The sequence below is a fragment of the Nostoc sp. ChiQUE02 genome (assembly GCF_034531305.2).
Classification (GTDB): domain Bacteria; phylum Cyanobacteriota; class Cyanobacteriia; order Cyanobacteriales; family Nostocaceae; genus Nostoc.
Genome location: NZ_JAVRBN020000010.1, coordinates 137,501 through 163,598, shown reverse-complemented (window position 1 = coordinate 163,598; position 26,098 = coordinate 137,501). Strand labels below are relative to the sequence as shown.

Genomic DNA, 26,098 nt, shown 5'->3' with positions numbered 1-26,098 from the left:
TTATCGTCTATTTGACACAAATCGATATAAAAAACGAAATATTTCTTTGTAATTGTTGACTGTGTTTAAAAGTATTCGCTCACCCATTTGTAAATTTTTTGCAATAGTTCTCTTCAATAGTTAAATAGCTATTAAGTATATTGTTGGATTTACAAAACAAAACCCGCTTGTGCGGGTTGTAAAATTGGTTATGTTTGGCAAAATGCGTAGGCGTAGCCGATTGTAGACATCGCTTAATTACTATAATTTCTTAACTAATATTTAGCTTTCTGCTGCGGACTTCCCTTAAATCCCCCAAAATTCTTCTTCAACCTTCCCGCACCATCCAAACCAACATTCCTAATAGTATTTCCACTGAGGGAACGGAATAATCATTCAAATCAATACTCAGTGTTTGCTCTTCTAATTTCAAAAATCGCCAAGCTGTACCGCTACTGACGCTGCCATAAATTGTCTTAATCGGTATATTATTGGTTTCATTGAATTTTTGGGCGGCAATCATTTCTGCTGCACATTGCCCTAAACCAGGTTTTAAATCACCTTTTTCCGCTTCAATAATCACGATGACAGGAGCTTCAATAAATATTTGTTCGGGTGAGCGGCTAACTAAAAAATCACATACTTCATTTAAGCCTAGCTCCGATGCAACGGTAAAATCTTCACCCGAAAAAAAGCTGACTCTGCGTTCAAAAATTTTCCGAACTTCTACGAGGATAGGACTAATAATTAACTCTGAGCTAGCTTTTTCTGAACCAGTTGCTGTTGCTAGTGGCAGTCCTTCGCTTAGTGCTTCTTTGAGGTAAAAACTAGGTTCTATGGACTGTGTTTCGGGTAAAAAACGTACATTCTCAACTGTAGTTAAGTTAAAATCGCGTTTGAATTTTGACAAAGATAAGTCACTATAAGACATTATAAATATGATTAAATATTAATCTATGAGTATAAATTGGGAATTTAGTATTTTAAGAATTATTCGGCTGAAAATGACTCTCCCAGAAACTTGCAGATGTTATCGAACATAGCCTGCAACTATATCAGTGATGTTGTGCCTCTAAAAATTAGGAACGAATTAGGTAATATTTACCTCTTGACTAATGACCCCTAACTCTTGACCATTAACTAATGAATCAAGTAGATATTCTCATCCTATCAAATGGCCCTGGAGAGGTAACAACCTGGGTGCGCCCAGTAGTAAGAGCGTTACGGCAAAAATTCGGCGATGACCGAAATCAAGTGAGAATCAGTGTAGTTCTATCGCCTTGCTCAAATGCTAGTGGTAAAGAAGCTGCGATCGCTCTTTCTTACCCAGAAGTAGACAGAGTACAGGGAGCAGAGCATTTTTGGCAATTTTTGCTTGGGGGCAAAACATTTGACAATTGGGACTGGAGAAGTCGCGGCGTGGTTGTTTTTCTCGGTGGCGATCAAATTTTCCCCGTAGTTATAGGTAAAAAGCTCGGATATCGCACAGTGGTTTACGCGGAATGGGAAGCTCGTTGGCATAACTGGATTGATCGTTTTGGCGTGATGAAGTCTGAAGTTGTTGCCCGTGTACCCCAGAAATATGCTCACAAATTCACCGTTGTCGGTGATTTGATGTTAGAAGCAGCAGGGGAAGCAGGAGAGAGCCTAAATTCAAATTCCCCTGTGGCTATCACTCCATCACTCAAAACTGAATTGATTGGTTTACTCCCTGGTTCAAAAGCGGCAAAATTAGCCCAAGGAGTGCCATTATCTTTAGCGGTCGCTGAATACGTTTATGCAAAAAGACCGCAAACCAGATTTGTAATTCCTGTAGCCCCAACTTTGGATTTACAAACTTTAGCTGGTTTTGCCGATCCTCAAAGGAACTCTATTGTTGAAATATTTGGCTTTAGTGGTGCTTCCTTAATTATCCCAGAGGACGCTAGAGGAAAAGCATTGCTCAAAACAGCAACGGGCTTAACTGTGGAACTGTGGCAAGAAAACCCTGCATATCACTTATTATCGCAGTGCTGTATCTGCTTGACTACGGTGGGGGCAAACACTGCCGAACTCGGGGCTTTAGGAGTGCCAATGATTGTTTTGCTGCCAACACAGCAACTTGATGCCATGCGTTCTTGGGATGGTTTACCTGGGTTGTTAGCAAATCTGCCAAGGGTAGGTACTACCTTTGCTAACGCGATCAATTGGCTATTCCTAAGATTCGTGAGACGTAAAGGTTTATTAGCATGGCCAAACATCTGGGCACAAGAAGAGATAGTGCCAGAAATTATGGGTAAACTTCAACCGCAAGAAATTGGGGAAATGGTTTTAGACTTATTAGCCCATCCAGAAAAATTGGCTGATATGCGCGCTAAACTCCGTAATATTCGCGGCAAAAGCGGAGCAGCCGAGAAGATCGCACAGATTGTTGGCGAGGAAATTGGGAAGTAGAAGGAACAAGGGAGGAGAAGTTGCAGTAAGTCTTTCCTCTTCAGCTCTCTACTTAATCCGAAGATTCTCCATCCCTGCGCCCAAGTTCATAAATGCCAGCACCCATGCAAGCTAATATTCCTGTACTAATTCCCCAACTTTCACCTAAACTAATTTCCAAACCCCAGTTACACAAAGCACCAACTACCAAAAAAGGCGCAATGCTGAACAGAGAAGCGTAGAAAGCATTTTGGGATTCTCTGGCTTTACGAGTCTTTTCAAATTCTGACTGGCTGGTATAAAGCGATCGCTCGGCAAAATTAAACCAGCGGTTCAGTTGCTCGATTACCCATTCATTGACTGGGGAAAAACCTAGATATAGCGCCAATGACCACAAACTCGCTCCTGCGATCGCGATCGTGTCTAACTCAAAGCGGAAAGGTAAAATTTCAGTCAGCATTGCTTAGGTAAGTCCTGCAAAGGGTTAACTTTAGCTGTCAGTAGATGCTAAATAAACCTCTTGTGCAATTTTAAGCATAAAGGTTAGCAAGATTTCAACTACTTGGCATCTCTCCCGCTTCTTAGCTGATATTCCACATTCAGCACCGTGAAACTGTATATTGACTCCTTTGGTCTCGCTTGTTTACAGCTAGAACATTTGTCCTCTGCAAGCCAGTACCTAAAAATAACAAAACCCTTGATGTTATTAACTTCAAGGGTTTTATTGTGATGCCAGGAACCGGACTTGAACCGGTGACACGAGGATTTTCAGTCCTCTGTTTTGATTGCTGAAATACTTGCCAATTAAGGATATTCATTCATAGTCATTCATAGTCATAGTCAAACCATAGTCAATATTATGGTGGTTCTGGAGGCATAGGTAATTCTGGAGGTTCGGGTAAAGTAGCACCGTCATAGAAAACTGCTGCTTTACCTTCACTCCTAGCTGCATTAACGGCTCGTCTAGCTTCTTCCCATGATGGAAACGTAAGAAACAACCATTCCCCAGTTTTATCGTTAGCAATAGCTATAGTAGTTTCCCGTTCTTTCCAAACATTATCTGACATAGTTTACTATGGTAGCAACTAGCAGGTTAAGTATAGAACAATAACTATCTGAATAGCTATCTGACAACTGTATCAAGCTATAAGCTATATAGTACATAAACACTTGCGCCAGATTCGCCTATAATGCCTCTATTTTAAGTCTCAGGTAGAATGCAAGCTTAAGTCTTATATCGCTCGTTATAGAGAATTGTAGAGCTAGGCATTAAAGCTTAAATGCTATCAAAGCTAATCATTCAACATCAAAACTGTGTTTATATAAAAAGTCAAGACATTATTGCTTTGAATTGCGTTTTTTAGAGTAGCGCCGCGATAGAAAGAATAAACAATCAGAAAATATGTTCTAAATATATGAAAACTTTTGTATTTACAACTTGACTTGCTCATTGATTGTAATTCTATTTCCATCATAGATTACCTTATTGGCACACTGCCTGATATTTCATGGAATCACAAATAGAATACTCCTTATCTGCTTCATAAGTAGAATCAGACGTACATCTACGCTGAGACCCACTGCTACAAAATGAACATATTTTTGACCTCAATGGGTTATTAGGATTTCTTCTAAGCCCATCACCAATAATAGCAGGCATTTCTAATAGGTTTTTCATTTCAGTTTCAGTTAATATATCACTTAATCTTTTAGCATTTTGACAAACTATGGATTTAGGAAGAGGAGTAGGAATAGTAGTTTCAATAGGAGAACTGGATATGTCTACAGGCTCAAAAGGGTTGGTAGCAGTAAGAATAAGTTTGTAACTTAAAAATATAGAAGACATAATGCAACCAATACCAATTATATAAAAAGACCAACTACGCTTGGCAAAAAACTTATTAGGATTATTTCGTTTTAGACAAATATCAATTATTTGGATTTTTGAATACAATTTCTTTTTTTCTATTAAGTTAGTTACTAAATCGTATTGTTTTATTAAAGATGTTTTTATCTGTTTTACTTCTTCAAACTTCAGTGATTTCCAATATTCTAAATCTATTAAATAAGGAGAATCCCTATGTAAGAAAAATATTTCTTTGTATTTAATAATTAATTCTTCTTTAAATTCAACAATATAAATAAAACTTGCTAACCACATAAATAAGGTAACTAAAATTAATAGCATAATAAAAAATATTGTTTCAATTAGTTGTATTAAGCAGTCAAAAGTTATTTAGTATATTTTGTTCTAAAAATTCTACTAGCGGCGTATATGTATAAATAATTAATATATCAGAATGAAAAACAAATGTTTCTATTATCTGACACAGCCATATCACCTTTAGATGTGGTATGCGTAAAGGCAGTAGAAACAAACCAAACTAACTCAAATACACACGATAAAGCAAAAACAATACTGGAAGTGTTGAGAGATAGTAGACGTATAATCAACACTATATTAACTACAATTAGAGAATTACGTTATTGACTAAACTAACATTACTTAAGGTTAGTTAACTTAGTGAAAACAAAAGTTAAAATAATTAATCGTATTGAGCCGCAAGTACACTAATCCAAATCAAATATAGTTGATTAAGACCAATATCACATATATGATATACACATTAATCTATATATTTATAACTGCAATAACCTATTTTTATTACTGTAGCTAACCTAATATAACTATCATAGTTAACTTATCACCTTAAGCTATATACACCTTGTTCTATATTATAGATTGATATTTCTGTTACTAGCGTTAGCAGCTTGTTTATTATTCCTACTGCTTGTCTCAACTTCACCAGTATTATTAATAATCTCATTTTGTAATTTAATAGGCGCTATGCATTTATCTGATTTTAAATAATCGGGAAGTAGTTGTAAGCCAGGATACATAATTTAATCTCGATTAACGTTAACAAAAATCTAAGATTAGTTTTTGTTTTTATTAATTTTGATAATATTATATTGTGTTTTGTTATTAACCTCATTAATTTTGGTATTTTTAAATGCTAATATCCAAGAATTATGCATAATAATTCTTACGGTGTATTGACAAATTTTTTCTATCTCTTTTGCTTTAATATTTTGTCGAATTAATTTGTGTTTTTCATATTGATAAATTTGATACATACTGTAAAACAATAGATATCGCAAATTGTAATTAAATTTTGCGTTATCGCACAAATAACTCATTACTTCTAGAGAGATTTTTTGTTGTAGTAAAATTTGTTTATTTTTAATTTTAGTTGTATGAATAATATGCTTGGCTTCCATTGATTGCCGATTTTCTAGAAAATAATCAATACACTTTATAATAATGTCATTAATTATTTGATTGCTTTCATCTTTTCTTGAATTGATCCAGTTATTAAATTTTACATCCTCAACAATTTTTGAATTTTCAAAATAAATCAAACTTAAAAAGTGCTGTTGAAATATCTCTAATCTTTGTCCCCTATTTTCAATCAAGCTACTTGTTTCTGTACTATTACCATCTGTTGATACTCTCAGTTCACATTCTTCTATTTGCCTAGAACTAGTAGCATGAAAATGAGCAAAATAAGGTTCTCTAATATTACCCTTTCTTAAATAAACTTCTTGTTTGCAAATAGGACAAATTAAACCTTGTTCTGAGTAAGAAACAAAATCACAATCCTTTGCATAAACTCTTTTGCCACCTTTATATATTGAAATTGCATAATCCATATTCAATTGATACTCTCATTATTATGAGAATAACTGTTAATACTTAGGATATGCCTGAGTAGAGTTACTTATTATACCTTTATTTATTAGCATATTTCTTTTTTGTGCTTGTAACTGATGTAACTATAATGTAACTGACTATAATTACAATAATCTCTGAAACCCTTGCAATAACTAGGTTTCAAACTAATGTGTAACTGTAACTGATGTAACTGACTTTTATTAAACTCTTTAGTAAATGTGGATGAATCAAGAGTCAGTACAGATATTGAAGAAAAAGTTTATAAATTATTGGTTACATGGTTACATGGTTACAAGAAAGCTGAAACCCTTATATAATAAGAGTCTCAGCCTGTAACTAAGTGTAACTGAATTATTAGCTGGCTACTTTATCTAAGATATTATTGGTAATTGGATAATAATATTTACCTCCCTTACCGTTAACCCTAGTAGTATTCTTAGGTTTTTCAAAGCCTAAAGATTTTAGTATCCCAGTTACTCTATTTTCATCTGAACGTGTCCAGCTTCTCGGTTCTTTCTTGAGAGCCGTAGTTAGAACATCAGATAGAGTAAAAGGTGTTATTTGATCTAACGCCCAATTAGTTACTATATCTGTCCACATATCTTCAACTTGATACTTACTAGAGTTAATAGAATTACTTAATTCTTGTTCAGTTTCATTCAAATAAGTAAGATAACTATCTTTATAAGCTAATACTGCTGCTGCCCAAACTAAATCTCTATTTTGTTTAATCCAATCAATATCTATTTTTTGATTGATTTCAATAATCCAAAATCTTCTATTACCAGTAGGATCGTGTAAAATCTTATCTTTATTAGTAGTACCTACAAGAATAAATTGTCTTTGTAGCGTAACATTAGTTCGCTCATAAGGTTTTCTAAATGAATCTGATGTTTTAGTAATAAATGCTTTAAGTTTAGACATAGCATAAGGTTTAATAGTCTCTTCGCATTCCCCTAATTCCAGAATCCATTTACTATGACATACCATTAATTCATCCTTGTTATAACTAGCGAAATTGATGGTTTCAAACCAATCTGTACTAGCTAATTCTCTAAAGAAAGAGGTTTTGTAAAATCCTTGTTTTTCACTGTGAAGTATCAACACAGAATCATGTTGACATCCAGGTTCATATATTCTTTTTACTGCTGCCACTAAAGTTTTAGGTAAGTATAGTGCTTCAATTGAATCAGGGTCAATCTGTAAAACTTGTTCATTTATGTATCTGAATAATTCCTTGTAGCTTGTGTCATTATGCTTACAAAAACACTGATTTAAATAATCCTCTATGGGAGAAAAGGGATTATTAAGACTGGAAAGATGGGTTAGCTCATAAATGTATTTATCATTATCCAAGATTACATTATGTTCTTTTGCGACTTCGGCACGGAATTTAGCAATATCAAATAATTTTCCATCTAGATAGACATCTTGATTAGTTTTATGCCAGCTTAATCTAGAGATAAATTTTTCTTCTACGATTTGTCTAGTTTGATTATAATCAGTCATAATTAATATATAGAAATAAAATAATGGGTCATAGTAATTAAAAGCATTAGGGGGCGAAATCTAGTGCTTTTAATTTAATTAGATAATTTGTCAATTACATAGTTTTCATTAAGGCATTCTATAACTAACTTCCTAATTAAGCTTGTACTTGTTAGTTTATGGAGTTTTGCTGTATTGATTAACTGCTCATAATCTTTATTATTTAATCGAGTACTAACTATATGGTTTAGAGGTTTATCTGTGATTTTTGGCATTGTTGTTATGGTTAATAATTAATTTGAATGGACGCGACCTAAACAGACTTCCTCAGAATGTGTGGTTAGGTACTATGCAGAATATCTTCAGCCCGTTTTTTACCTACCGTTGACATCCTTGACTATTCGATGCCTCTGTTACCTCAGAGCGTCTTAGATATTCGGTTTTCGAGGTTCTGGTTCTATAAGCTTTTTTACCCTCCTGCTGATATTGTAAGCAATAAAAAACTGTTTGTGTAAACTTTTTAAAAAATATTTGATCACATTTTTTTCATTTCATATAATATTTTTTGGTATTTTGCTTATCAGTCTTTTTTGATTATTTTTAGCGCGATTAAGGTAGTTATTTTAATTGCATTAGTCATATTTTCCTTACTCTATACAACTTATTATGTATAGTAATAAATAAGATACATGAATTAGCCTATGTTATTTATCTAGTTTGTTATTAATGCAACTAAAATCATTTATGCAATTATATTAAGTATTTGCAGACCTTTTACTTAAAGTAGAAGTAAATATGTTAGTTAAGTTAACTGTATATAATCATAGTCAAGTTAAGTTTATTCAAGATAATATATGAAGTATTACTTAAGATACCTATCATATCTATTACTGATTAAACTAGTGCAAATAAGGTAAATACAATTATTTATTAAACTTAGTTGTCCTAAAGTAACTTGTTTATAGTAATTTAGTTAATGTTCAGAGTGCCGTTAGATGAAATAACTATTAGATGTTATATGAGGTAAGAAAAAAGGATAGTATTGTGTGTTTACTATCCCTTGCTACTGTATGTATTATGAGTACTGTTAGTGCGAGTATGATGAATACAGTTATAGTTCTGGTACTTGTACTTGTCTTATTGTCCCTGCATAGTGTTTCATTATTATCTCTGGTGAATTACCTACCCATTTAGCAACCTGTACCACACTGACACCAGCTTCTAAGCAATTAGTGATAAAGGTATGTCGTGTATGGTATTGGGGACGGTAAGGAATATTTAACTCAGATAGTACAGTTTTCCAAGCTCGATTAAGGAAATTGTGAGCATCAATTAAACCACCTTTGGGTGCTTTAAAGACTGGTGTATCTGCATTAAAATTACTTGGTTTAATAGAAGCCAATAACTCTTTAAGTGATTGATTAACAGGAAATTTGCGACTTTTATGAGTTTTAGTATCTTTACGATTCCCTTCTACTACAGCTTCACAGAAGGTAATTAGAGTTAGATTACTATTGATGTGACCCCAAGTTAAACCTATAGCTTCAGAAGTTCTACAACCTGTCATGAACAAAAATTTAACGTAGTTTGTGTAATAACTGTAGTATATATTTCTCTCAAAAGCCGCGATAATTTGTTCTTGCTCACTTTTGTTAAATAGGTTGATAGTTTCATCGTTTATAGCTACTTTTACCTTCTGTGACATCCCTACAAAAGGGTTACTATTAATCAACTCAGAATCTATTGCCCAATCACAACAAGCCCTTAATTGAGTCAGAACACGCTTTGTTGCATTAGGTGTTAATGTCTTGAGTAAGAAGTCTCTGATTATTACAGCTTCTGAAAGCTTCTGTGTTGGTAAACTAGCAATGTGGTTTTTAGTTTTTTTATAATCCTTATTAATAGTGGTTACACTCAAAGTTTTAGACTTATAATCTGTGTACTTATCCCATAACTCGATCAATGTTGTTTGTTGCTGACCTTCTGTTATGGGTGCAACCAGAGTTAAATGAGTTTGGGGTTTATATTTAGCTAATGTGGGGTCAAAGCGTTCAAATGCAATATCTGATTCAATTTGCTTTGCTTTAGCTTCTGCTAACTTACGATTCTCTGGATTATCTGCCATTCCCAGAGTTAGATATTTTTGCTTCCCATTGTAAAGGTGACGCGGTAAACGTAATCTGAGTCTTTCTTGAAATGATTCAACACCGACTGAACCTTTAGATGCTTTATGTTCTACCTTCATTACCATATTCTTACCTTGACTATGAAAACCTCTGCTCTACTACTATCATAGTCAATTCATAGTCAAAGTCAAGTTAAAAAATCTAAAAATCACCACTAGTTTTCTTACAGTTACTAGGGTGATTTTCTTAATCCTTGATATACCAAGGCTTTTACCTATTATATGATTATGCCAGGAACCGGACTTGAACCGGTGACACGAGGATTTTCAGTCCTCTGCTCTACCAACTGAGCTATCCCGGCTGGGGCTTTTGTGAGCCACGATTAATCAATTTAGCAAACATCAAAGAATATAGCAAGGGTTGGGAGAAAAATATTTATGCAGCTTTCAATCTCAACTTAAACCAGATGAATACGGCTACAAATAGTAGAAACTGGACAAGAACAATACTTGGGCCAGAAGCAAGGTTGAAGATACCTGACACAAGGATGCCAGCAATGCTGCTGATGGAACCAACTATCACCGACATAACTAGAAAGCGGCTAAAGTGGTGACTCATCAGTTTGGCAGTAGAGGCGGGAATAACCAAAAAGGCGTTTACCAATAAAACGCCAACAGCTTTAATCGCTACAGCAACGGCGAGTGAAAGCAAGACGACAAAAGCGTAGCGGTACAATTGGACAGGAATACCTTGAACCTGTGCTACATCGGGGTTAAGGGTCAACAAAATTTGCTGGCGCAGGGTTGACAGTAAAAATATGCTGCCTCCCACAAGTACTAGCAGCGTCAAAATCAAGTCTGTGGCATCGATCGCTAGAATATCCCCAAACAACACAGCCATCAAATTGCCACGATATCCTTTAATGAGGCTCGTGAGAATTAAACCGATCGCTAATGCCCCAGATAGCACTATGCTAAGTATGCTATCGCTAGCTAAGTCGGTTTTGTCGATGAAGTAGAGGACAATAACACCAAAAACTAAGGTAAAAGGTAACAGCATCCAAGTAGGATTTACCTGTAGCAGCACGCCTAACGCCACACCTACTAATGCTGCATGACCAACCGCGTGGCTAAAAAAGGACAACTGGCGCAAGGTGACAAAACTACCCAACATCCCGCCAAGTATTCCCATCAAGGCAGCACCGACGATCGCACGCTGTATAGAGGGAAGTTGTAATAACTCTAGTAAGTCACTACTACTGGCGATCGCAAGCCTTGTTATCTGATAATCATTGAAGAAATTCATACTTATGGACTTTAATGTTGGTGCTGGTAGCGACTGAAACCTGGGCCGTATGTTGCTAACAGGTTTTGCGGTGAAAGGGCAATTTCCGGCTTACCAGTACAAACAATGCTTTGGTTCAGGCAAAGCACGCGATCGCAATGGCGATTTACCATATCAATATCGTGAGAAACTTGCAATACCGTCCAACCCTCTTCCCGCTTTAATTCATTTAGCAAAGCATAAAAATCTGCTGCACCTTGAACATCAATACCAGCAAAGGCTTCATCTAGTACCAAGAGTTTGCGAGGCATTACCAAACAATAAGCCAATAAAACCCGCTTGAGTTGACCACCGCTAAGAGTACCAATAGCTTGATGCTGTAAATGATAAGCATCAGTTCGCCGTAAAGCTTCTGTTACTGCTGCCGATTTTTCTCGGTCTTGTCTCCACAGCTTGGAGAAAAATGAATTCTTTCTTTTCCCTTCCTTAACCCATCCCAATCCCACTAATTCACTAACAGAAATGGGAAAGCTGCGGTCAAAGATAAAGTTCTGTGGCATATAGCCCAACAGGTGACGCAAATGCCCCAGTCTTGCAATTGGACGACCCAATATTTCAATCGTACCAGCACTTCGAGGTATCAAATCTAAAACCGCTTTTACCAAAGTACTTTTACCAGCACCATTGGGACCAACGATGGCTGTATCTGTTCCTGGCAACAATTCAAAGGAAACATCTCGAACAGCTAGATAGCTGCCTTGATAGACAGTTAATCCTTCTACTTTCAAAATAGCAATGTCATTAATCATTGGTCATTAGTCATGGGTCATTTGTACTGAGCGACTCATGCCGAGCCTGTCCTGAGCGTAGCCTCTCGTAGAGAAGTATTAGTCATTAGTCATTTGCAAACGACAAAAGACAAACCTATTTACAGGCCGTTTCCAGAGTTTGCAAGTTAGCTTTCATAGCCTTAAAGTAATGCTGCGGATTTGTTTCGCCAGTTTCCAGAGAATCCAAAGGACGCAAAGTTAACTTCAAGTCTTTGGAGAGGCTGGTCAGCAGTTTGTTATCTACTCCTGGTTCACTAAATAAGGCTTTAACTTTGTACTTTTTCACGGTATTGACTGCATTTTGCACATCAGTTGGTGAAAGTTGATCTTCGGGGATTTGCACCACAGCAACTTGTTTGAGGTTATAGCGTTTAGCTAAATACGGGAACGCATCATGAAAGGTAATAAAGGTGCAACTGGGATTTTTCTGCAAAGTCTGTTGAAATTCGCTGTTTAAACTTTCTAATTCTTTAATATAAGCTGTAGCATTTGCTTCGTAAGTAGTTTTGTTTGCGGGGTCGGCAGCAATTAATCCATCCCGAATATTAGTTACCTGCTGTTTTGCCAAAACTGGATCTAACCAAACGTGAGGATTACCTTGGGTATGTTCGTGGTCTTTTTCCTCTTGGTCCGTTTTCACAACAGGTGAAATTTCATTTAAGGGTTTAATACCTTTACTAGCAACAATTTCAGTTAATTTGGTATTTTGGGCATTTTTGACAGTATTGTCCAGAAATACCTCCAAACCTAAACCATTTTTTACTAACACATTTGCAGTAGCGATCGCTTTAACATTTTCTGGTGTCGCTTGGTATTCATGTACCTCCGTACCAGGTGGCACTAAAATTTCTACATCTGCCACATTTCCAGCCACTGCCTTAGTAAACAAATATATCGGCAAAAATGTCGTCACTACTTTAGTTTTTCTCAACTGCACCGGTGGAGTAGAGCTAGCTTCCTGTGCTTGCGGCGACTGTTCGGAAGTTGTTCCCTGATTCGGATTCGCTTGGCTACACCCAGTAGCCATTGACAACATTAGCAGAGCAATTATGGGCAAGATGCCGCTTCTTTGTCTGTCTATTCTAAGCTCTCTGCAATTCATGCTCACGGTATTTTCTCCTCAAAACCGATGCTTGCTTTATCTCTGCCACAATTCCTATATTCTAGATTTTATACTATAATAATTCTCATTCTCATTTCTCACACATGATATCATTCTGGGTTTCCTGTGTAATGAGTAACAACAAAACTTTTTCAGATGGTACAACCCTCTGCTATTTAGTTTTCCCTGAATAATTAGGATTTATTGACTTTTATTGTTAAAAAGTTAGCTTATTTCTGATAAGATTGCTGACAAAGATTTTCATGAAATACACGTTTAAAAAACGTGGTTTGGGTGTGAATTGGAGATCGGTGTGAGTATAGAAATGCAAAAATTCTGTAAATATCTGCTAGTTAGTCCAGCAGTCTGTGGTGTAATCCTATTTGTGAATACTGCTGTATTTGCAGGTGAAACTTCTAGCACGTCTGAAATCAATCAACCGCAAGTTTTAGCTAATCCAGACACAAGAGCTACGAACATAGCGCCAGATCAGATAATAGGGCAAGTTACCTCGGTGTCTCAATTTTCCGACGTACAACCTACTGACTGGGCATTCCAAGCATTGCAATCCTTGGTTGAGCGCTATGGCTGTATTGCCGGATACCCAAATAGCACTTATCGTGGTAATCGGGCATTAACGCGATATGAGTTTGCTGCTGGTTTGAATGCTTGTCTTGACCGTGTTAACGAACTTATTGCTACAGCTACCAGCGATTTAGTTAACAAAGAAGATTTAGCCACATTACAAAAGCTGCAAGAAGATTTTTCCGCAGAACTGGCGACACTCCGAGGTCGTGTGGATGCAGTAGAAGCTAAAACTGCTGAATTGGAGGCGAATCAGTTCTCAACCACAACCAAACTGCAAGGACAAGTTGTCGCAGTCGTCAGCGATGTTTTGTCAGGAAATACAGTCAATGGTGCGGAAATTACAGACGAGAATACAACTTTAGGGGTACGGGCACGGATAGAACTTGTGACCAGCTTCACAGGGCGAGATACGCTATTCACCAGAATCCAGGCTAATAATATTCTCAGCCCTAATATTGGTACACCAGAGGGCAACTTATTTTTTGCTGGCGAGGATGGTACTACTAATGCTGCGATAGATGCACTGTTCTACAGATTTCCCTTGGGCGAAAAAACAGAGGTTGTCGCTATTGCTAATGCAGGTGCAGCTGACGACATTACCAGTACTGTTAATCTCTTTGATGGTGATGGTGCTTTTGGTGCCTTGTCTACCTTTGGTACACGCAACCCAATTTATGGCCAAATGGATGGTGCGGGGTTGGGAGTAACGCACGAGTTCAGTGATAAATTGGCACTAAGTCTAGGGTATTTGAGTGGTACAGCGAATGACCCTACGCCCAATAATGGTTTGTTCAATGGTTCTTATGGTGCACTGGCACAGTTGACGATTAAACCAAGCGATCGCATTACTATCGGTTTAACTTACATCAATTCCTATAACCAACCACTACTCACAGGTAGCAATGGCGCAACTCTCGCACCCTTAGATTTAGATGGCGATGGTACGCTAGATTCGCGATTTTCCAGTAATTCTTACGGTGTCCAAGCATCCATTGGCATTACTGATAACATAGTCTTGGGTGGTTGGGCTGGATACACCAACAGCCGTACCTTGACTGGAAATCGTGGAGAGGTTGATATTTGGAACTATGCCGTTACCCTCGGCTTCCCCGATCTCGGTAAAAAAGGAAGTTTGGCCGGTATTATTGCTGGCGTGGAACCTAGATTAACAAGTTCTAGCATCGCCGGATTGGATAGCGATCCTGATACATCCTATCATCTTGAGGCGTTCTACCAGTATCAGCTGAGTGACAATATCGCCATTACCCCAGGAGTCATCTGGTTAACATCCCCAGATCACAACAATAATAATGATGATGTTGTTATTGGTGCACTGAGAACCACATTCAGTTTCTAATTTTTAAAATCTTAAAAGAAGACGCAAATTTTTCTTTTGCGTCTTCTTTTGTATGTGATCTCAAAAATAAAACTCAGCATTCTTGCTGAGTCTGATATCTCAAAACCTTATAGCGAAACTCATGTAGATGCAATAGGTTGTAGCGGTAGAAAAATGAAAATATCTAGTGGATTTAACGCAGATGAAACAGATAAATTGCGGAGATTACTTAAAAATACCCTCTTTTTGGCATTGTCAGTTAGAGCCTTGAAGTTACTAACCTAATAGATGCTCAAAGTTTTTGTAGTGAGTTATCGGATAACCAATGGATGAGCACTTTAAATACAAAAAGACCAGCCTCCCACAGCTGGTCTAGAAAATGTTTTTTTTTGCGTTGTCTTCTCAAGAGAGTTAAAACCCAATTGCGCGTTCCCAAAATGCAACGGGCAACTTTTCTTAACAATATTGTAACAGCCAACACAGATTTTTCCTGAAAATTCATCAAAAAAAGATATGAACAAAGCTTAAAAGCCTCTCTCTATCAGGAGAATTCAGCAGATCGCAGGGTATAGATAATAGAGGTAAGGGAGAAAATTTTACCTTGTCTCCCTTGTCTTGCTTGTGCCTGCGTCAGTCTCAACCGATCAATTTCAACTTGACAAGCTACTGATGCTGGGAGCGATTACTGCATCTGCTGATGTTTCGCCCACGCGGAGGATTTTAGCCCCCAATTGCTGCAACTTCATATCGAGTCGATCGTAGCCGCGATCGAGGTGTTGTAATCCTTGAATCGTGGTTTGTCCTTCTGCCGCCAGTCCTGCTATGACTAGCGCTGCTGATGCTCGTAAATCTGTGCCTAATACTGGTGCGCCAGACAATTTCGGTACTCCCCGAACGAAAGCAGCGTTGCCTTTGACACGAATGTCTGCCCCCAAGCGATTCAACTCTGAGGCATGACGCAAGCGATTTTCAAAGACAGATTCGTTAATCACGCTGTCGCCTTCTGCCAATGTCAGCAAAGCCATGAAAGGCGCTTGCATATCTGTGGGAAACCCTGGATGGTATTGAGTTTCAATATCCGTTGCCTTGAGGGTTTCCGCTGGCAGAATGTGTAAGTATTCAGGCTTTTCCTCAATTATTGTCACTCCAATATCCCGCAGCTTGGCAATGACTGGTACAAGATGTTCTGGAGCTACTGGCGAGAGGGTAAGTTCTGAGCGGGTAATTGCTGCCGCCAACAAAAATGTCCCGGCCTCAATGCGGTCGGGAATAATGCTGTAGTCAACAGAATGCAATTTGGGGACTCCTTCGATAATAATTCTGCTAGTCCCCGCCCCCTTAATCTTCGCTCCCATCGCGTTACAGAAGTTAGCTAAATCAACTACTTCCGGTTCTCTGGCAGCATTTTCGATGATCGTTTCGCCCTCTGCCAGGGTAGCCGCCATCATCAAGTTTTCCGTCGCTCCGACGCTGGCGATGTCTAAGTAAATCTTCGCACCTTTTAATCTCCGGCTGCTGCCAGGGACGTAGGCATTACAAATGCCATGCTCAATCTGCACCTCAGCTCCCATTGCTTGCAGTCCGCGGACATGCAAGTCAACTGGTCTTGCTCCAATAGCACAACCGCCTGGTAAGGGCATCTGCGCTACTCCCAATCTTGCCAGAATGGCTCCAATGGCGAAAAAACTCGCCCTCAACTGGGTAACTAGTTCGTAGGGAGCTTTTGATGTTTTAATCTCGCTAGCGTTGATGTCTAAAATATCGTCTTGTCGTGTTAACTGTACACCCAAAGCTGTTAACACCTGACCCATCCGCTCTACGTCCGCTAATAAGGGGACATTGCGGATACGACAATCACCCGGACACAGCAAGGCTCCAGCCATGATTACCAGTGCTGAATTTTTTGCCCCACTAATTTTCACATGACCCCGCAAAGGATGCCCACCCCAAATTTGCAAGACTGAGGAGTCTGCTTCTGGAGCAATTTTGGCATCTGGTAAGCTGGTAGAAGGATTAATAAGCCTACCTCCAAAAGTAATACGTATTTTATATGTTTGAAGTTGGTTTTGATTCTACAGTAAAGTTTCAAATTGTCCACGTTTTAGGGCAACGTCTTGCATAAAAAAATTGTTTTTTGGGTAAATAATTCGGGCTGAAAGGAACTAATAGCAAGCATTTTGAGCTTTTTAAAAATTTAATAAAAAAGAATGAATAAGTAGTAGCTTTAAGCAAAAATAAATACTCAGTAAAATAACTTAAGTATGCTCTAAAAATCAATGCTGTACTGTTCAGTTAATATTTTGATTCGACCTCTTGCCTGAAAAACTCGTTTCCAGTTAGAGACTTTGTAAGGAGGCGTTATGCTTTTACTTGACAAAGGTAAAACATAACGCAATAATAAGAAATTGTCGATAAGCACAAATGCCAGCGGAACTGGCGGAATTGGCAGACGCGCTAGATTCAGGTTCTAGTGCCGCAAGGCTTCCGGGTTCAAGTCCCGGGTTCCGCATATTATTTGAGTTAGGAGTTAAAAGTCAAGAGTTAAAAGTTGAAAGAAAACTAAATTAACTCCTAACTCCTAATTCCTAACTCCTAACTATTTGATGTTGACCAGTTTACAAAATTCTCTAGTCAAGCAAATTCGCAAGCTGCACTCTACCAAGGAGCGGCACAAGCAGCAGTTATTTTTACTGGAAGGGACACATCTGTTAGAGGAAGCTTGTGCGGTGAATTATCCCCTAGAAACAGTGTGTTGTACCCCAGATTGGCAAGCAGCCCACCTTTCACTGTGGTCAGAAGCTTGTAGCCGATGCGATCGCGCCGAAATTGTTAGTAGAGAAGTCTTGGATGCGATCGCTACCACAGTCCAACCGGATGGAGTGGTAGCAACGGCAAAACGAAACAATCGCCAAACTCAACTACCATTTACTGGTTTAGTACTAGCTTTAGAGACGATACAAGATCCCGGCAACCTGGGTACGATGATCCGCACTGCTGCTGCCGCTGGAGCATCGGGGTTGTGGGTAAGTGAAGATAGTGTAGATTTAGACAGCCCCAAAGTTCTCCGTGCTTCCGCAGGGCAATGGTTTCGCCTAGCAACAGCCGTAACCGAAGATTTAAAAGCGACAGTCCAACAAAGTCAGCAGGCAGGAATGCAGGTAGTGGCAACTTTACCCAGTGCAACTTTAACTTATTGGGACGTGGACTGGCGAAAACCCAGCCTGATTTTACTAGGAAATGAAGGTGCTGGATTGTCGGCAGATTTAGCAGCGATCGCAGACAAGCAAGTAAGAATTCCTTTGAGTCCTGGGGTGGAATCCTTAAATGTGGCGATCGCAGCCGCTTTAATGTTGTACGAAGCTCAACGGCAACTAATTTGTCAGTAATGAATTTTAACTTTTTACCCCAATTAGGTTTTTGTTTTTTCTTCGAGATATTGTTCAATATCAGCAACTGCGTCCTCAAGAGCCGCTAAATCAATATCTGTCAAGTCTTGATCGAGTTCGACTTCAGTGAGACTACTAGTATGCAGTTGGGGGATCTCTTCTTCCTCAGTCAAACTTTCTTGTAAGATATCCTCCAGCTGTTCGAGGGATTGTTGAAACACTTGATCAGCGGCACGGCGCTGTTGTGGCTGACTTTGCTCCATAATATTATTTTGAAAATCCTGATTTGCTAGACTTAATTTTGATTTTGGTTCCTACAGATTTAAATTTTGAACTTATAACATCATAGTTGTGTGCTGTATCAACTTTAGCAGTGGTTATCAAGAATATCGATAGCTGTCTCCAATTGTTAGGACTGGAGATTTATTGCTATTGCTACGTTAACCAAATCCTGCTACGGGTAAACTAAATCAAGTTTGGCTAGGTTTAGGTAAGTTTTATAAAACAGGTCTAATACTTAATTTGATAGACTATCTTAAATTTGAAATTATAAAAACTGGTAGCTCAGGGCTGATAACTAACTATGAGTGAAGCCTTATTCTGTATCGAAAATCTGCGAGTTGCCTATCCTGGGCGGAGTGGAGAAGAAGCAAGCTGGGCGGTTGATGATGTATCTTTCACCTTGCAACCAGGTGAAAGAATGGGATTAGTGGGAGAGTCAGGTTGTGGTAAGTCAACTATAGGACGGGCAGTAATGCGTTTACTACCAGCCTCTAGTCGTATTGAGGGACGGGTGACATTTCAAGGACAATCCGTGTTTGACTTGACACCTAACCCATTGCGGAAATTTCGGGGAGAAGCGATCGCGTTAATTTTTCAAGATCCGATGACACGCCTCGATCCGCTGATGACGATTGGTAAGCATTGTATCGAAACCCTCCAAGCGCACTCACCAGAATTATCAACGCGGGAAGCCAAAGAAAAAGCACTTGCTACCTTGGCAAAGGTGAATATTCCAGCCAGCCGCTGGAATCAGTATCCCCATGAGTTTAGCGGTGGAATGCGCCAACGGGTAGCGATCGCCTTAGCTTTACTTCTCAATCCTAAGTTGATTGTTGCGGATGAACCCACCACCAGTTTAGATGTCACCGTTTCCGCGCAGATATTGCAAGAATTAACTCGTCTGTGCGCTGAAGAAAACATGGGATTGTTGCTGATATCTCACGATTTAGCAATGGTGGCTGAGTATTGCGATCGCATTGGCGTGATGTACAACGGCAAGATGGTCGAAATGGGTTCTACAGAAACCGTATTTAGGCAACCTCAACATGAATACACGCGATCGCTCTTAAAAGCAGCTTTACACATTCAAGCAGTAAATGATGGTGGAGAATTGATAATTGCCAATGACGGAGAAAAGCAATTACCGATTATTAATGAGCAATCTCCAATTTTGAGTGTTACAGAACTCAAGCAACACTACACCATAGAACCTAACTTTATCGAACGACTGTTTAATACACAAGCGCAGACAATTAAAGCGGTAGACGGGATCAACCTGGATCTTTATTCCGGAGAAATTCTCGGCTTAGTGGGGGAATCAGGTTGTGGTAAAAGTACACTATCACGAACAATCTTGCAACTAATTCGTCCCACTAGTGGCAAAGTTGAGTTTTTAGGACAGGATTTAACTAAACTGTCGCGTCAAGAAATTCGTTCTTCACGGCGACAAATACAAATGGTTTTTCAAGACCCTCATGCTTGTCTCAATCCAGCGATGACAGTAGGACAAAGTATCGCTGATCCTTTATTTATCCACAATCTTGCCAATCCTGCCAAGGCAAAAGAACAGGTTTTGTGGATGCTAGAGAAAGTCGGGTTAACACCGCCAGAAGTGTATTATGAGCGTTATCCATCAGATTTGTCTGGTGGACAACAGCAACGAGTTGCGATCGCTCGTGCTTTAATTACTCACCCTAAACTTTTAATCTGTGATGAACCAGTGAGTATGTTAGACGCTAGTGTGCAGTCGCAAGTACTGGATTTGATGTTGCAATTAAAGGAAGAGTTTGAGTTAACTTATTTATTCATCACTCATGACCTTTGGTTAGCAAGATTTTTATGCGATCGTATTGCCGTGATGAATGGCGGTAAAATTGTCGAACTCGGTCTTACAAAAAAGATTTTTGCTAATCCTCAGCACCCTTATACCAAAACCTTATTAGCTGCTGCTCCGTTACTAGCACGCGCTTAACTACATAAAGTTAGAATTTAATAGATATAAACTCCTAAATTCTAACTCTTAACTCTCTTCCCTTCCCTCAAGTAATTTAGTTGCTTCTCCACTCGAACCATATAGTTCAACGAATCTTTTAAACAGCAACGCAGTCTCGTGATTTGAAGTCCTGCTTAAGTTGAATAAACGCCCTATATTTTTCTCAGTTAAAGCTCTTAGATACGGCAAATCTTCAAATAAGGTCAAACAAGAAGCAAAATGCAAGATTATTTGTAATAAAGGCTTTGGCCACTCTAGGTCACTATAAATATCTATAAAGAACTGATGTTCTGAGTCATTTAACGGGAAAGCATGAAATATAACAATTATCCTTTTGTTATTGTAGACTGGAATACTCAGTTCAACAGTGTAGGGAGTATGTAATATCAAATCTACCTCTACAATAGGTTGTCGCCAAAGTCTTAAAGGATTAGCTGGCGAGTCTAATATTGTTTGGAATTTGATTATTCCACCAGTGTTTGTGGGCTGAAAGTGGCTAATTTGAAAAATTTTCAGGTTATTAAGGCTAAAGCTATGAACTGTTTCTAAATGTTTTAAGTTCAATAGATGATAAATTTGGCAAATATAAGGAAACGGTAAAATATACTCCTGACTAATCATGTGGAGCTTTTTTACTTGAAGTTTGTTAGCTTGAGTACGATCAAGATATTCTTGATATTGGCTGGGGTCTAGATCATTGCTGTTGAAGCTTTCGTCAGGCTTTAGATATAGCCAACTAACAAAAAAGAAAGAGGCTGTAAATAGCTGAAATATTTCTATAAGAGATAAATAACCATCAGAAAATGCAGCTATGCTTCTATCGGTTATTCCGAAAAGCCAAGATGGAATACCAAAAAGCCAAATACTACTTTTGATTTGATCTATCAAAAGTGCTATCTCAACAATATTTGGAATACTACTATCTTGCTTTACACTTAATTTATTATTAATTTTAAAACAATTAATAGACATAATGTTTTGATTATAGTTAGTGCATATCAATTTACCCTTAAATTAAGTCTAGATACAAATACATAGTGACAGCCTCTATCTTTAGCTATATCTAATGCAACTTGTACTGATTAATACAAATTTAAAATTATTTAATTATAAATATGGCTACAAAATACAATTCTTTGTTATATAAAAACCTAATTTGTATGTTTATTCAGTCCTAATAAAATGATTCAAAAGTCTTGCTCTCAAGGGGTTTCAGATTTTATTCCCTGATGTAAAACTTAAAATCAAAACTTTAATAAAAGATTTATGTTTACTGAATTTCAATATTTAAATTATCTTGAATAGACGAAAGTAGTATATAAATATTCAGAAGAAAAAGTTTATTTTTCTAATATGATAAAAACATCTATTTCTCTAGGGTGAATACTGAATAATGCGTTAGGAATAAAGACTTAAAATTTAAATGTAAGCAGTTATAAAGTTTCTCTGTTACGCAAAATACAGTAGGTAGTGTCTTGTAATTTTTCTCTAGTTATAGCAATCGTGGTGTCTTTCGTAGTGGCGCATCGCCTACTTGCTAGTAGGGTTAGCCATTATCTTATGTAAGGCAAGAGGCCCCTACCTGGCAAAGTATCTGTGACAATTACGATAGAAGCCGTAGAATTGCTAGTGTTAACACTGTATTATTTTTGAATATTTTCTGAAGATTTATTCCGAGACGGTAGCAATGACTATTCGCCATGCGACAGAAACTGACTTGCCTGCAATTGTGGCAATTTACAATGCTGCAATTCCTAGCCGCATGGCAACCGCTGACTTAGAACCAGTATCCGTGGAAAGTCGCCTTGCTTGGTTTAAGGGGCGATCGCCTTCACAACGCCCACTTTGGGTAATCGAAGTAGAGGGAGTAATTGCTGGATGGCTTAGTTTCCAATCCTTTTATGGGCGACCTGCCTATAGCACGACTGCCGAAATTAGTATTTATATAGCCCCTAGCTTTCATCGGTGTGGTTTGGGACGGCAACTTTTAACACAAGCAATTAGCGAAAGTCCTAATTTGGGTTTAAAGACCCTACTCTGCTTCATTTTTGCCCACAATCAACCCAGTCTAAAACTCTTTGAAACATTTGGTTTTCAACGCTGGGGACATTTGCCTAAAATTGCCGAACTTGACAGCGTTGAACAAGATTTAGTCATCATGGGGCTGCGAATTAGTAAAACTGTTGTTTAATGAGAACATCCTAAATGTGCAAAATTGGGATGTTCCTGTGTAGTCATTTGGTTTTAATCTACTGCTACAAATAAACAAAGCTTGTGCGATCGCACTATTTTTATCCTGATAAAAAATTACGTGTAAATAACTTAGCAACATATAGGATGGTAAATCTTGCGTAGGTGTTGTCCCTTGGCGTCAGGGAGCCATTGCTATTTTCTGAGACTTCTAAATTAAATTCGGTCACAATTACTCTGGATTAATTCCCCCGTCTTGTAGAGGAGCACGGAGAGCTTCTAATTGGGTTTGGGCTTGTTTGGCTCTCTCGCATTCTTGTTCAACTGCGGCTTCGGCTTGCTCTGCTCGTTGTCTTTCTTGCTGTCGTTGTTGGTCTAATTCCAAAATGGTCAAAAAGCGATCGCCCGAATGCATAACTAGCAACTTGGGTTACATCATGTTCCCAAGGAAGACATTGTTTTAGGCTAGAGTGGTAAAACTTGCTAGAGGAGATTTTTCATGATTGAAATAGGCGCAAATAGGTAAACCAAAATTTTCAATAATAACGAATTTACTACGTTTAAGTTTTTGCTCTAGTTAGTTTTGCCACGCTAGGTTTTAGGCTTGATCGTTCAAAAATGCGACATTACACCGACTTTGCAGTACGATGATTCACCTCATTATATTTAAAGTACAATCCTCATACTCAAATCCAACCACTTCGACTGAGTAATTGGCGCACTGCTAGAAATATGGTCAACACCCGTTTCCGCCACGCCGCGAATCGTTTCCAAAGTCACATTCCCCGAAGCTTCAATTTTCACCCGGCTATCCTGCTGGCGAATCAACTGCACTGCCTGACGCATCATATCTAAAGGCATATTGTCCAACATAATAATGTCAGCCTTGTGCTTCAAAGCTTCTTTCACCTGCTCTAAACTTTCCGTCTCTACCTCTATAGTCAAGGGATAAGGAATCTGAGAACGAATACGCGTAACAGCTTCTCCAATTCCCCCAGCAGCCGCAATGTGATTATCCTTAATCATCACCGCATCATCCAAGCCCATACGATGATTAATCGCCCCACCCAATGCAGTCGCGTACTTTTCCAACAGTCTCAGCCCTGGTGTAGTTTTACGCGTATCCACCAACTGAGCAGGTAAATCAGCAATTTTCTCTACATATATATTAGTCAGCGTCGCAATCCCGCTCAACCGCATAGCCAAGTTGAGCGCAACCCGTTCCCCCATCAACAGCGCATCCAGCGAACCATGAATTTCAGCTATGACCTGTCCCGGCTCACACCATGCACCTTCAGCCACAACCGTCACAAAACTGACTTTTTCATTCAAAATCTGAAATACTCTAGCTGCAACTGGTAAGCCAGTAATTATTCCTGAAGCTTTAGCTATCCATTTAGCAGAGCCTAGCGTCGCATTTTCTACTAGGAGCGCATTTGTTGTGCGATCGCCCCTGCCAATATCCTCCATCAACCAGCCACGCAGCAGTGAATCTAAAACCAGCCAGGGCGGCAAAACACCAGAATTCCTCACGACTTTAACTGTTTCCTTAGTGACTTTCAGGAATACTATAGCCTAAAACCCTTACTCTCTAAAGCTTTGATGAAAATCGAAAAACAATCCAAAATAATTTTGGAAAAATAGTTGACACATGAAGGTAGGTTCGCTATATTGAATAAGTGCCTGAAGCGGAGCGCGAAAGAGCGACGCCAGAAGAAACACCGAACCTTGAAAATATTATAGTTTGAAAGCCATTATACAACAAGTGGCCTGCGTCAAGCAAATAAAGATAACTAAGCTGAAGTTAAAAAAGAGCAGCTAATGAGCTAAAAAGCTTTCCAGTTCAAAACGGAGAGTTTGATCCTGGCTCAGGATGAACGCTGGCGGTATGCTTAACACATGCAAGTCGAACGGTGTCTTCGGACACAGTGGCGGACGGGTGAGTAACGCGTGAGAATCTGCCTTCAGGTCTGGGACAACCACTGGAAACGGTGGCTAATACCGGATGTGCCGCAAGGTGAAAGGTTAACTGCCTGAAGATGAGCTCGCGTCTGATTAGCTAGTAGGTAGTGTAATGGACTACCTAGGCGACGATCAGTAGCTGGTCTGAGAGGACGATCAGCCACACTGGGACTGAGACACGGCCCAGACTCCTACGGGAGGCAGCAGTGGGGAATTTTCCGCAATGGGCGAAAGCCTGACGGAGCAATACCGCGTGAGGGAGGAAGGCTCTTGGGTCGTAAACCTCTTTTCTCAGGGAAGAACAAAATGACGGTACCTGAGGAATAAGCATCGGCTAACTCCGTGCCAGCAGCCGCGGTAATACGGAGGATGCAAGCGTTATCCGGAATGATTGGGCGTAAAGCGTCCGCAGGTGGCTATGTAAGTCTGCTGTTAAAGAGTCTAGCTCAACTAGATAAGAGCAGTGGAAACTACATGGCTAGAGTGCGTTCGGGGCAGAGGGAATTCCTGGTGTAGCGGTGAAATGCGTAGAGATCAGGAAGAACACCGGTGGCGAAGGCGCTCTGCTAGGCCGCAACTGACACTGAGGGACGAAAGCTAGGGGAGCGAATGGGATTAGATACCCCAGTAGTCCTAGCCGTAAACGATGGATACTAGGCGTGGCTTGTATCGACCCGAGCCGTGCCGTAGCTAACGCGTTAAGTATCCCGCCTGGGGAGTACGCCGGCAACGGTGAAACTCAAAGGAATTGACGGGGGCCCGCACAAGCGGTGGAGTATGTGGTTTAATTCGATGCAACGCGAAGAACCTTACCAAGGCTTGACATGTCGCGAATCTTGATGAAAGTCGAGAGTGCCTTCGGGAGCGCGAACACAGGTGGTGCATGGCTGTCGTCAGCTCGTGTCGTGAGATGTTGGGTTAAGTCCCGCAACGAGCGCAACCCTCGTTTTTAGTTGCCAGCATTAAGTTGGGCACTCTAGAGAGACTGCCGGTGACAAACCGGAGGAAGGTGGGGATGACGTCAAGTCAGCATGCCCCTTACGCCTTGGGCTACACACGTACTACAATGCTCCGGACAGAGGGCAGCAAGCCAGCGATGGCAAGCAAATCCCGTAAACCGGAGCTCAGTTCAGATCGCAGGCTGCAACTCGCCTGCGTGAAGGAGGAATCGCTAGTAATTGCAGGTCAGCATACTGCAGTGAATTCGTTCCCGGGCCTTGTACACACCGCCCGTCACACCATGGAAGCTGGTAGTGCCCGAAGTCATTACTCCAACCATTCGTGGAGGAGGATGCCTAAGGCAGGACTGGTGACTGGGGTGAAGTCGTAACAAGGTAGCCGTACCGGAAGGTGTGGCTGGATCACCTCCTTTTTAGGGAGACCTACACCCCTCAGAAATCGAAA

At 39.4% G+C, this 26,098-nt stretch carries 20 protein-coding genes, 3 tRNA genes and 1 rRNA gene; 7 read left to right on the top strand and 17 right to left on the bottom strand.

What is annotated here, in order from left to right:
- Positions 1-307: 307 nt before the first annotated feature.
- Entirely contained in the window at positions 308-910 is a 603-nt protein-coding gene (locus tag RM347_RS13430) for a hypothetical protein (RefSeq protein ID WP_322718679.1), read from the bottom strand.
- A gap of 212 nt (positions 911-1,122) precedes the next feature.
- Between RM347_RS13430 and RM347_RS13425 the strand changes: the two genes are divergently transcribed.
- Positions 1,123-2,412 (top strand): lipid-A-disaccharide synthase, encoded by a 1,290-nt coding sequence (locus tag RM347_RS13425; RefSeq protein WP_322718680.1) that lies wholly within the window; start codon positions 1,123-1,125, stop codon positions 2,410-2,412.
- A gap of 52 nt (positions 2,413-2,464) precedes the next feature.
- Here the strand turns inward: RM347_RS13425 and RM347_RS13420 are convergent, their stop codons facing one another.
- The 11 genes from RM347_RS13420 to RM347_RS13370 all read right to left on the bottom strand — a co-directional run bounded on the left by RM347_RS13420 (position 2,465) and on the right by RM347_RS13370 (position 12,891).
- Entirely contained in the window at positions 2,465-2,851 is a 387-nt protein-coding gene (locus RM347_RS13420; protein ID WP_322718681.1) for a hypothetical protein, read from the bottom strand.
- 270 nt (positions 2,852-3,121) lie between these two features.
- Positions 3,122-3,192: transfer RNA gene (locus RM347_RS13415), tRNA-Phe, on the bottom strand.
- Positions 3,193-3,248: 56 nt separating this feature from the next.
- Positions 3,249-3,458 carry a hypothetical protein gene (locus tag RM347_RS13410; RefSeq protein WP_322718682.1) on the bottom strand — a complete coding sequence of 70 codons (210 nt, stop codon included), beginning with the start codon at positions 3,456-3,458 and terminating at the stop codon, positions 3,249-3,251.
- Positions 3,459-3,874: 416 nt separating this feature from the next.
- On the bottom strand, positions 3,875-4,579 hold the full coding sequence (locus RM347_RS13405) for a hypothetical protein (RefSeq protein ID WP_322718683.1): 705 nt from the start codon (positions 4,577-4,579) through the stop codon (positions 3,875-3,877).
- Between the two features lie 749 nt (positions 4,580-5,328).
- Positions 5,329-6,105: a competence protein CoiA family protein gene (locus RM347_RS13400; protein ID WP_322718684.1), complete on the bottom strand. Its 777-nt coding sequence runs from the start codon at positions 6,103-6,105 to the stop codon at positions 5,329-5,331.
- 376 nt (positions 6,106-6,481) lie between these two features.
- The gene (locus RM347_RS13395; RefSeq protein WP_322718685.1) at positions 6,482-7,636 is read right to left on the bottom strand and encodes a virulence-associated E family protein; all 1,155 of its coding nucleotides are present in this window, start codon (positions 7,634-7,636) and stop codon (positions 6,482-6,484) included.
- 1,090 nt (positions 7,637-8,726) lie between these two features.
- Positions 8,727-9,860, bottom strand: a complete 1,134-nt coding sequence (locus RM347_RS13390) for a tyrosine-type recombinase/integrase (RefSeq protein ID WP_428850551.1) — start codon at positions 9,858-9,860, stop codon at positions 8,727-8,729.
- A gap of 169 nt (positions 9,861-10,029) precedes the next feature.
- Positions 10,030-10,102, bottom strand: a tRNA-Phe gene (locus tag RM347_RS13385).
- A 74-nt stretch (positions 10,103-10,176) separates the two neighbouring features.
- The gene (locus tag RM347_RS13380; protein ID WP_322718687.1) at positions 10,177-11,046 is read right to left on the bottom strand and encodes a metal ABC transporter permease; all 870 of its coding nucleotides are present in this window, start codon (positions 11,044-11,046) and stop codon (positions 10,177-10,179) included.
- 11 nt (positions 11,047-11,057) lie between these two features.
- Positions 11,058-11,834, bottom strand: coding sequence for a metal ABC transporter ATP-binding protein (locus tag RM347_RS13375; protein WP_322718688.1), 777 nt, complete (start codon positions 11,832-11,834; stop codon positions 11,058-11,060).
- A gap of 115 nt (positions 11,835-11,949) precedes the next feature.
- Positions 11,950-12,891, bottom strand: a complete 942-nt coding sequence (locus RM347_RS13370) for a metal ABC transporter substrate-binding protein (protein WP_416211899.1) — start codon at positions 12,889-12,891, stop codon at positions 11,950-11,952.
- Between the two features lie 391 nt (positions 12,892-13,282).
- On the opposite strand from RM347_RS13370, the gene RM347_RS13365 reads away from it, so the two are divergent.
- Entirely contained in the window at positions 13,283-14,902 is a 1,620-nt protein-coding gene (locus tag RM347_RS13365; RefSeq protein WP_322718698.1) for an iron uptake porin, read from the top strand.
- Positions 14,903-15,531: 629 nt separating this feature from the next.
- Here RM347_RS13365 and murA read toward each other — a convergent pair.
- Positions 15,532-16,899, bottom strand: coding sequence for a UDP-N-acetylglucosamine 1-carboxyvinyltransferase (gene murA / locus RM347_RS13360; protein WP_322718699.1), 1,368 nt, complete (start codon positions 16,897-16,899; stop codon positions 15,532-15,534).
- Between the two features lie 409 nt (positions 16,900-17,308).
- On the opposite strand from murA, the gene RM347_RS13355 reads away from it, so the two are divergent.
- Positions 17,309-17,390: transfer RNA gene (locus RM347_RS13355), tRNA-Leu, on the top strand.
- Positions 17,391-17,484: 94 nt separating this feature from the next.
- On the top strand, positions 17,485-18,267 hold the full coding sequence (locus tag RM347_RS13350) for a TrmH family RNA methyltransferase (RefSeq protein WP_322718689.1): 783 nt from the start codon (positions 17,485-17,487) through the stop codon (positions 18,265-18,267).
- Positions 18,268-18,290: 23 nt separating this feature from the next.
- Here the strand turns inward: RM347_RS13350 and RM347_RS13345 are convergent, their stop codons facing one another.
- A complete protein-coding gene (locus RM347_RS13345) occupies positions 18,291-18,530 on the bottom strand; it encodes a hypothetical protein (protein ID WP_322718690.1) in 240 nt (79 codons plus the stop codon).
- A gap of 320 nt (positions 18,531-18,850) precedes the next feature.
- Between RM347_RS13345 and RM347_RS13340 the strand changes: the two genes are divergently transcribed.
- Complete coding sequence (locus tag RM347_RS13340) at positions 18,851-20,521, top strand: ABC transporter ATP-binding protein (protein WP_322718691.1); 1,671 nt, start codon at positions 18,851-18,853, stop codon at positions 20,519-20,521.
- A gap of 48 nt (positions 20,522-20,569) precedes the next feature.
- Here RM347_RS13340 and RM347_RS13335 read toward each other — a convergent pair whose 3' ends face one another.
- A complete protein-coding gene (locus RM347_RS13335) occupies positions 20,570-21,514 on the bottom strand; it encodes a hypothetical protein (RefSeq protein ID WP_322718692.1) in 945 nt (314 codons plus the stop codon).
- A gap of 715 nt (positions 21,515-22,229) precedes the next feature.
- Between RM347_RS13335 and RM347_RS13330 the strand changes: the two genes are divergently transcribed.
- Entirely contained in the window at positions 22,230-22,733 is a 504-nt protein-coding gene (locus RM347_RS13330; RefSeq protein WP_322718693.1) for a GNAT family N-acetyltransferase, read from the top strand.
- 231 nt (positions 22,734-22,964) lie between these two features.
- Here the strand turns inward: RM347_RS13330 and RM347_RS13325 are convergent, their stop codons facing one another.
- Both RM347_RS13325 and nadC read right to left on the bottom strand, forming a co-directional pair.
- Positions 22,965-23,147, bottom strand: coding sequence for a hypothetical protein (locus RM347_RS13325; RefSeq protein WP_322718694.1), 183 nt, complete (start codon positions 23,145-23,147; stop codon positions 22,965-22,967).
- A gap of 251 nt (positions 23,148-23,398) precedes the next feature.
- Positions 23,399-24,265: a carboxylating nicotinate-nucleotide diphosphorylase gene (gene nadC / locus RM347_RS13320; RefSeq protein ID WP_322718695.1), complete on the bottom strand. Its 867-nt coding sequence runs from the start codon at positions 24,263-24,265 to the stop codon at positions 23,399-23,401.
- Positions 24,266-24,577: 312 nt separating this feature from the next.
- On the opposite strand from nadC, the gene RM347_RS13315 reads away from it, so the two are divergent.
- Positions 24,578-26,066: ribosomal RNA gene (locus RM347_RS13315) — 16S ribosomal RNA — on the top strand.
- The last annotated feature ends 32 nt before the right edge of the window (positions 26,067-26,098 follow it).

Bases quoted from the DNA above. Each gene is read 5' to 3' on its own strand.
- RM347_RS13330 (WP_322718693.1), top strand. From the start codon at position 22,230: ATGACTATTCGCCATGCGACAGAAACTGACTTGCCTGCAATTGTGGCA.
- RM347_RS13420 (WP_322718681.1), bottom strand. From the start codon at position 2,851: ATGCTGACTGAAATTTTACCTTTCCGCTTTGAGTTAGACACGATCGCG.
- RM347_RS13375 (WP_322718688.1), bottom strand. From the start codon at position 11,834: ATGATTAATGACATTGCTATTTTGAAAGTAGAAGGATTAACTGTCTAT.
- RM347_RS13405 (WP_322718683.1), bottom strand. From the start codon at position 4,579: ATGCTATTAATTTTAGTTACCTTATTTATGTGGTTAGCAAGTTTTATT.
- RM347_RS13335 (WP_322718692.1), bottom strand. From the start codon at position 21,514: ATGTCTATTAATTGTTTTAAAATTAATAATAAATTAAGTGTAAAGCAA.
- RM347_RS13370 (WP_416211899.1), bottom strand. From the start codon at position 12,891: ATGTTGTCAATGGCTACTGGGTGTAGCCAAGCGAATCCGAATCAGGGA.
- RM347_RS13350 (WP_322718689.1), top strand. From the start codon at position 17,485: ATGTTGACCAGTTTACAAAATTCTCTAGTCAAGCAAATTCGCAAGCTG.
- RM347_RS13340 (WP_322718691.1), top strand. From the start codon at position 18,851: ATGAGTGAAGCCTTATTCTGTATCGAAAATCTGCGAGTTGCCTATCCT.
- RM347_RS13410 (WP_322718682.1), bottom strand. From the start codon at position 3,458: ATGTCAGATAATGTTTGGAAAGAACGGGAAACTACTATAGCTATTGCT.
- RM347_RS13380 (WP_322718687.1), bottom strand. From the start codon at position 11,046: ATGAATTTCTTCAATGATTATCAGATAACAAGGCTTGCGATCGCCAGT.
- RM347_RS13400 (WP_322718684.1), bottom strand. From the start codon at position 6,105: ATGGATTATGCAATTTCAATATATAAAGGTGGCAAAAGAGTTTATGCA.
- RM347_RS13425 (WP_322718680.1), top strand. From the start codon at position 1,123: ATGAATCAAGTAGATATTCTCATCCTATCAAATGGCCCTGGAGAGGTA.
- RM347_RS13365 (WP_322718698.1), top strand. From the start codon at position 13,283: ATGCAAAAATTCTGTAAATATCTGCTAGTTAGTCCAGCAGTCTGTGGT.
- RM347_RS13390 (WP_428850551.1), bottom strand. From the start codon at position 9,860: ATGAAGGTAGAACATAAAGCATCTAAAGGTTCAGTCGGTGTTGAATCA.
- RM347_RS13430 (WP_322718679.1), bottom strand. From the start codon at position 910: ATGTCTTATAGTGACTTATCTTTGTCAAAATTCAAACGCGATTTTAAC.
- RM347_RS13395 (WP_322718685.1), bottom strand. From the start codon at position 7,636: ATGACTGATTATAATCAAACTAGACAAATCGTAGAAGAAAAATTTATC.
- RM347_RS13325 (WP_322718694.1), bottom strand. From the start codon at position 23,147: ATGCATTCGGGCGATCGCTTTTTGACCATTTTGGAATTAGACCAACAA.
- RM347_RS13345 (WP_322718690.1), bottom strand. From the start codon at position 18,530: ATGGAGCAAAGTCAGCCACAACAGCGCCGTGCCGCTGATCAAGTGTTT.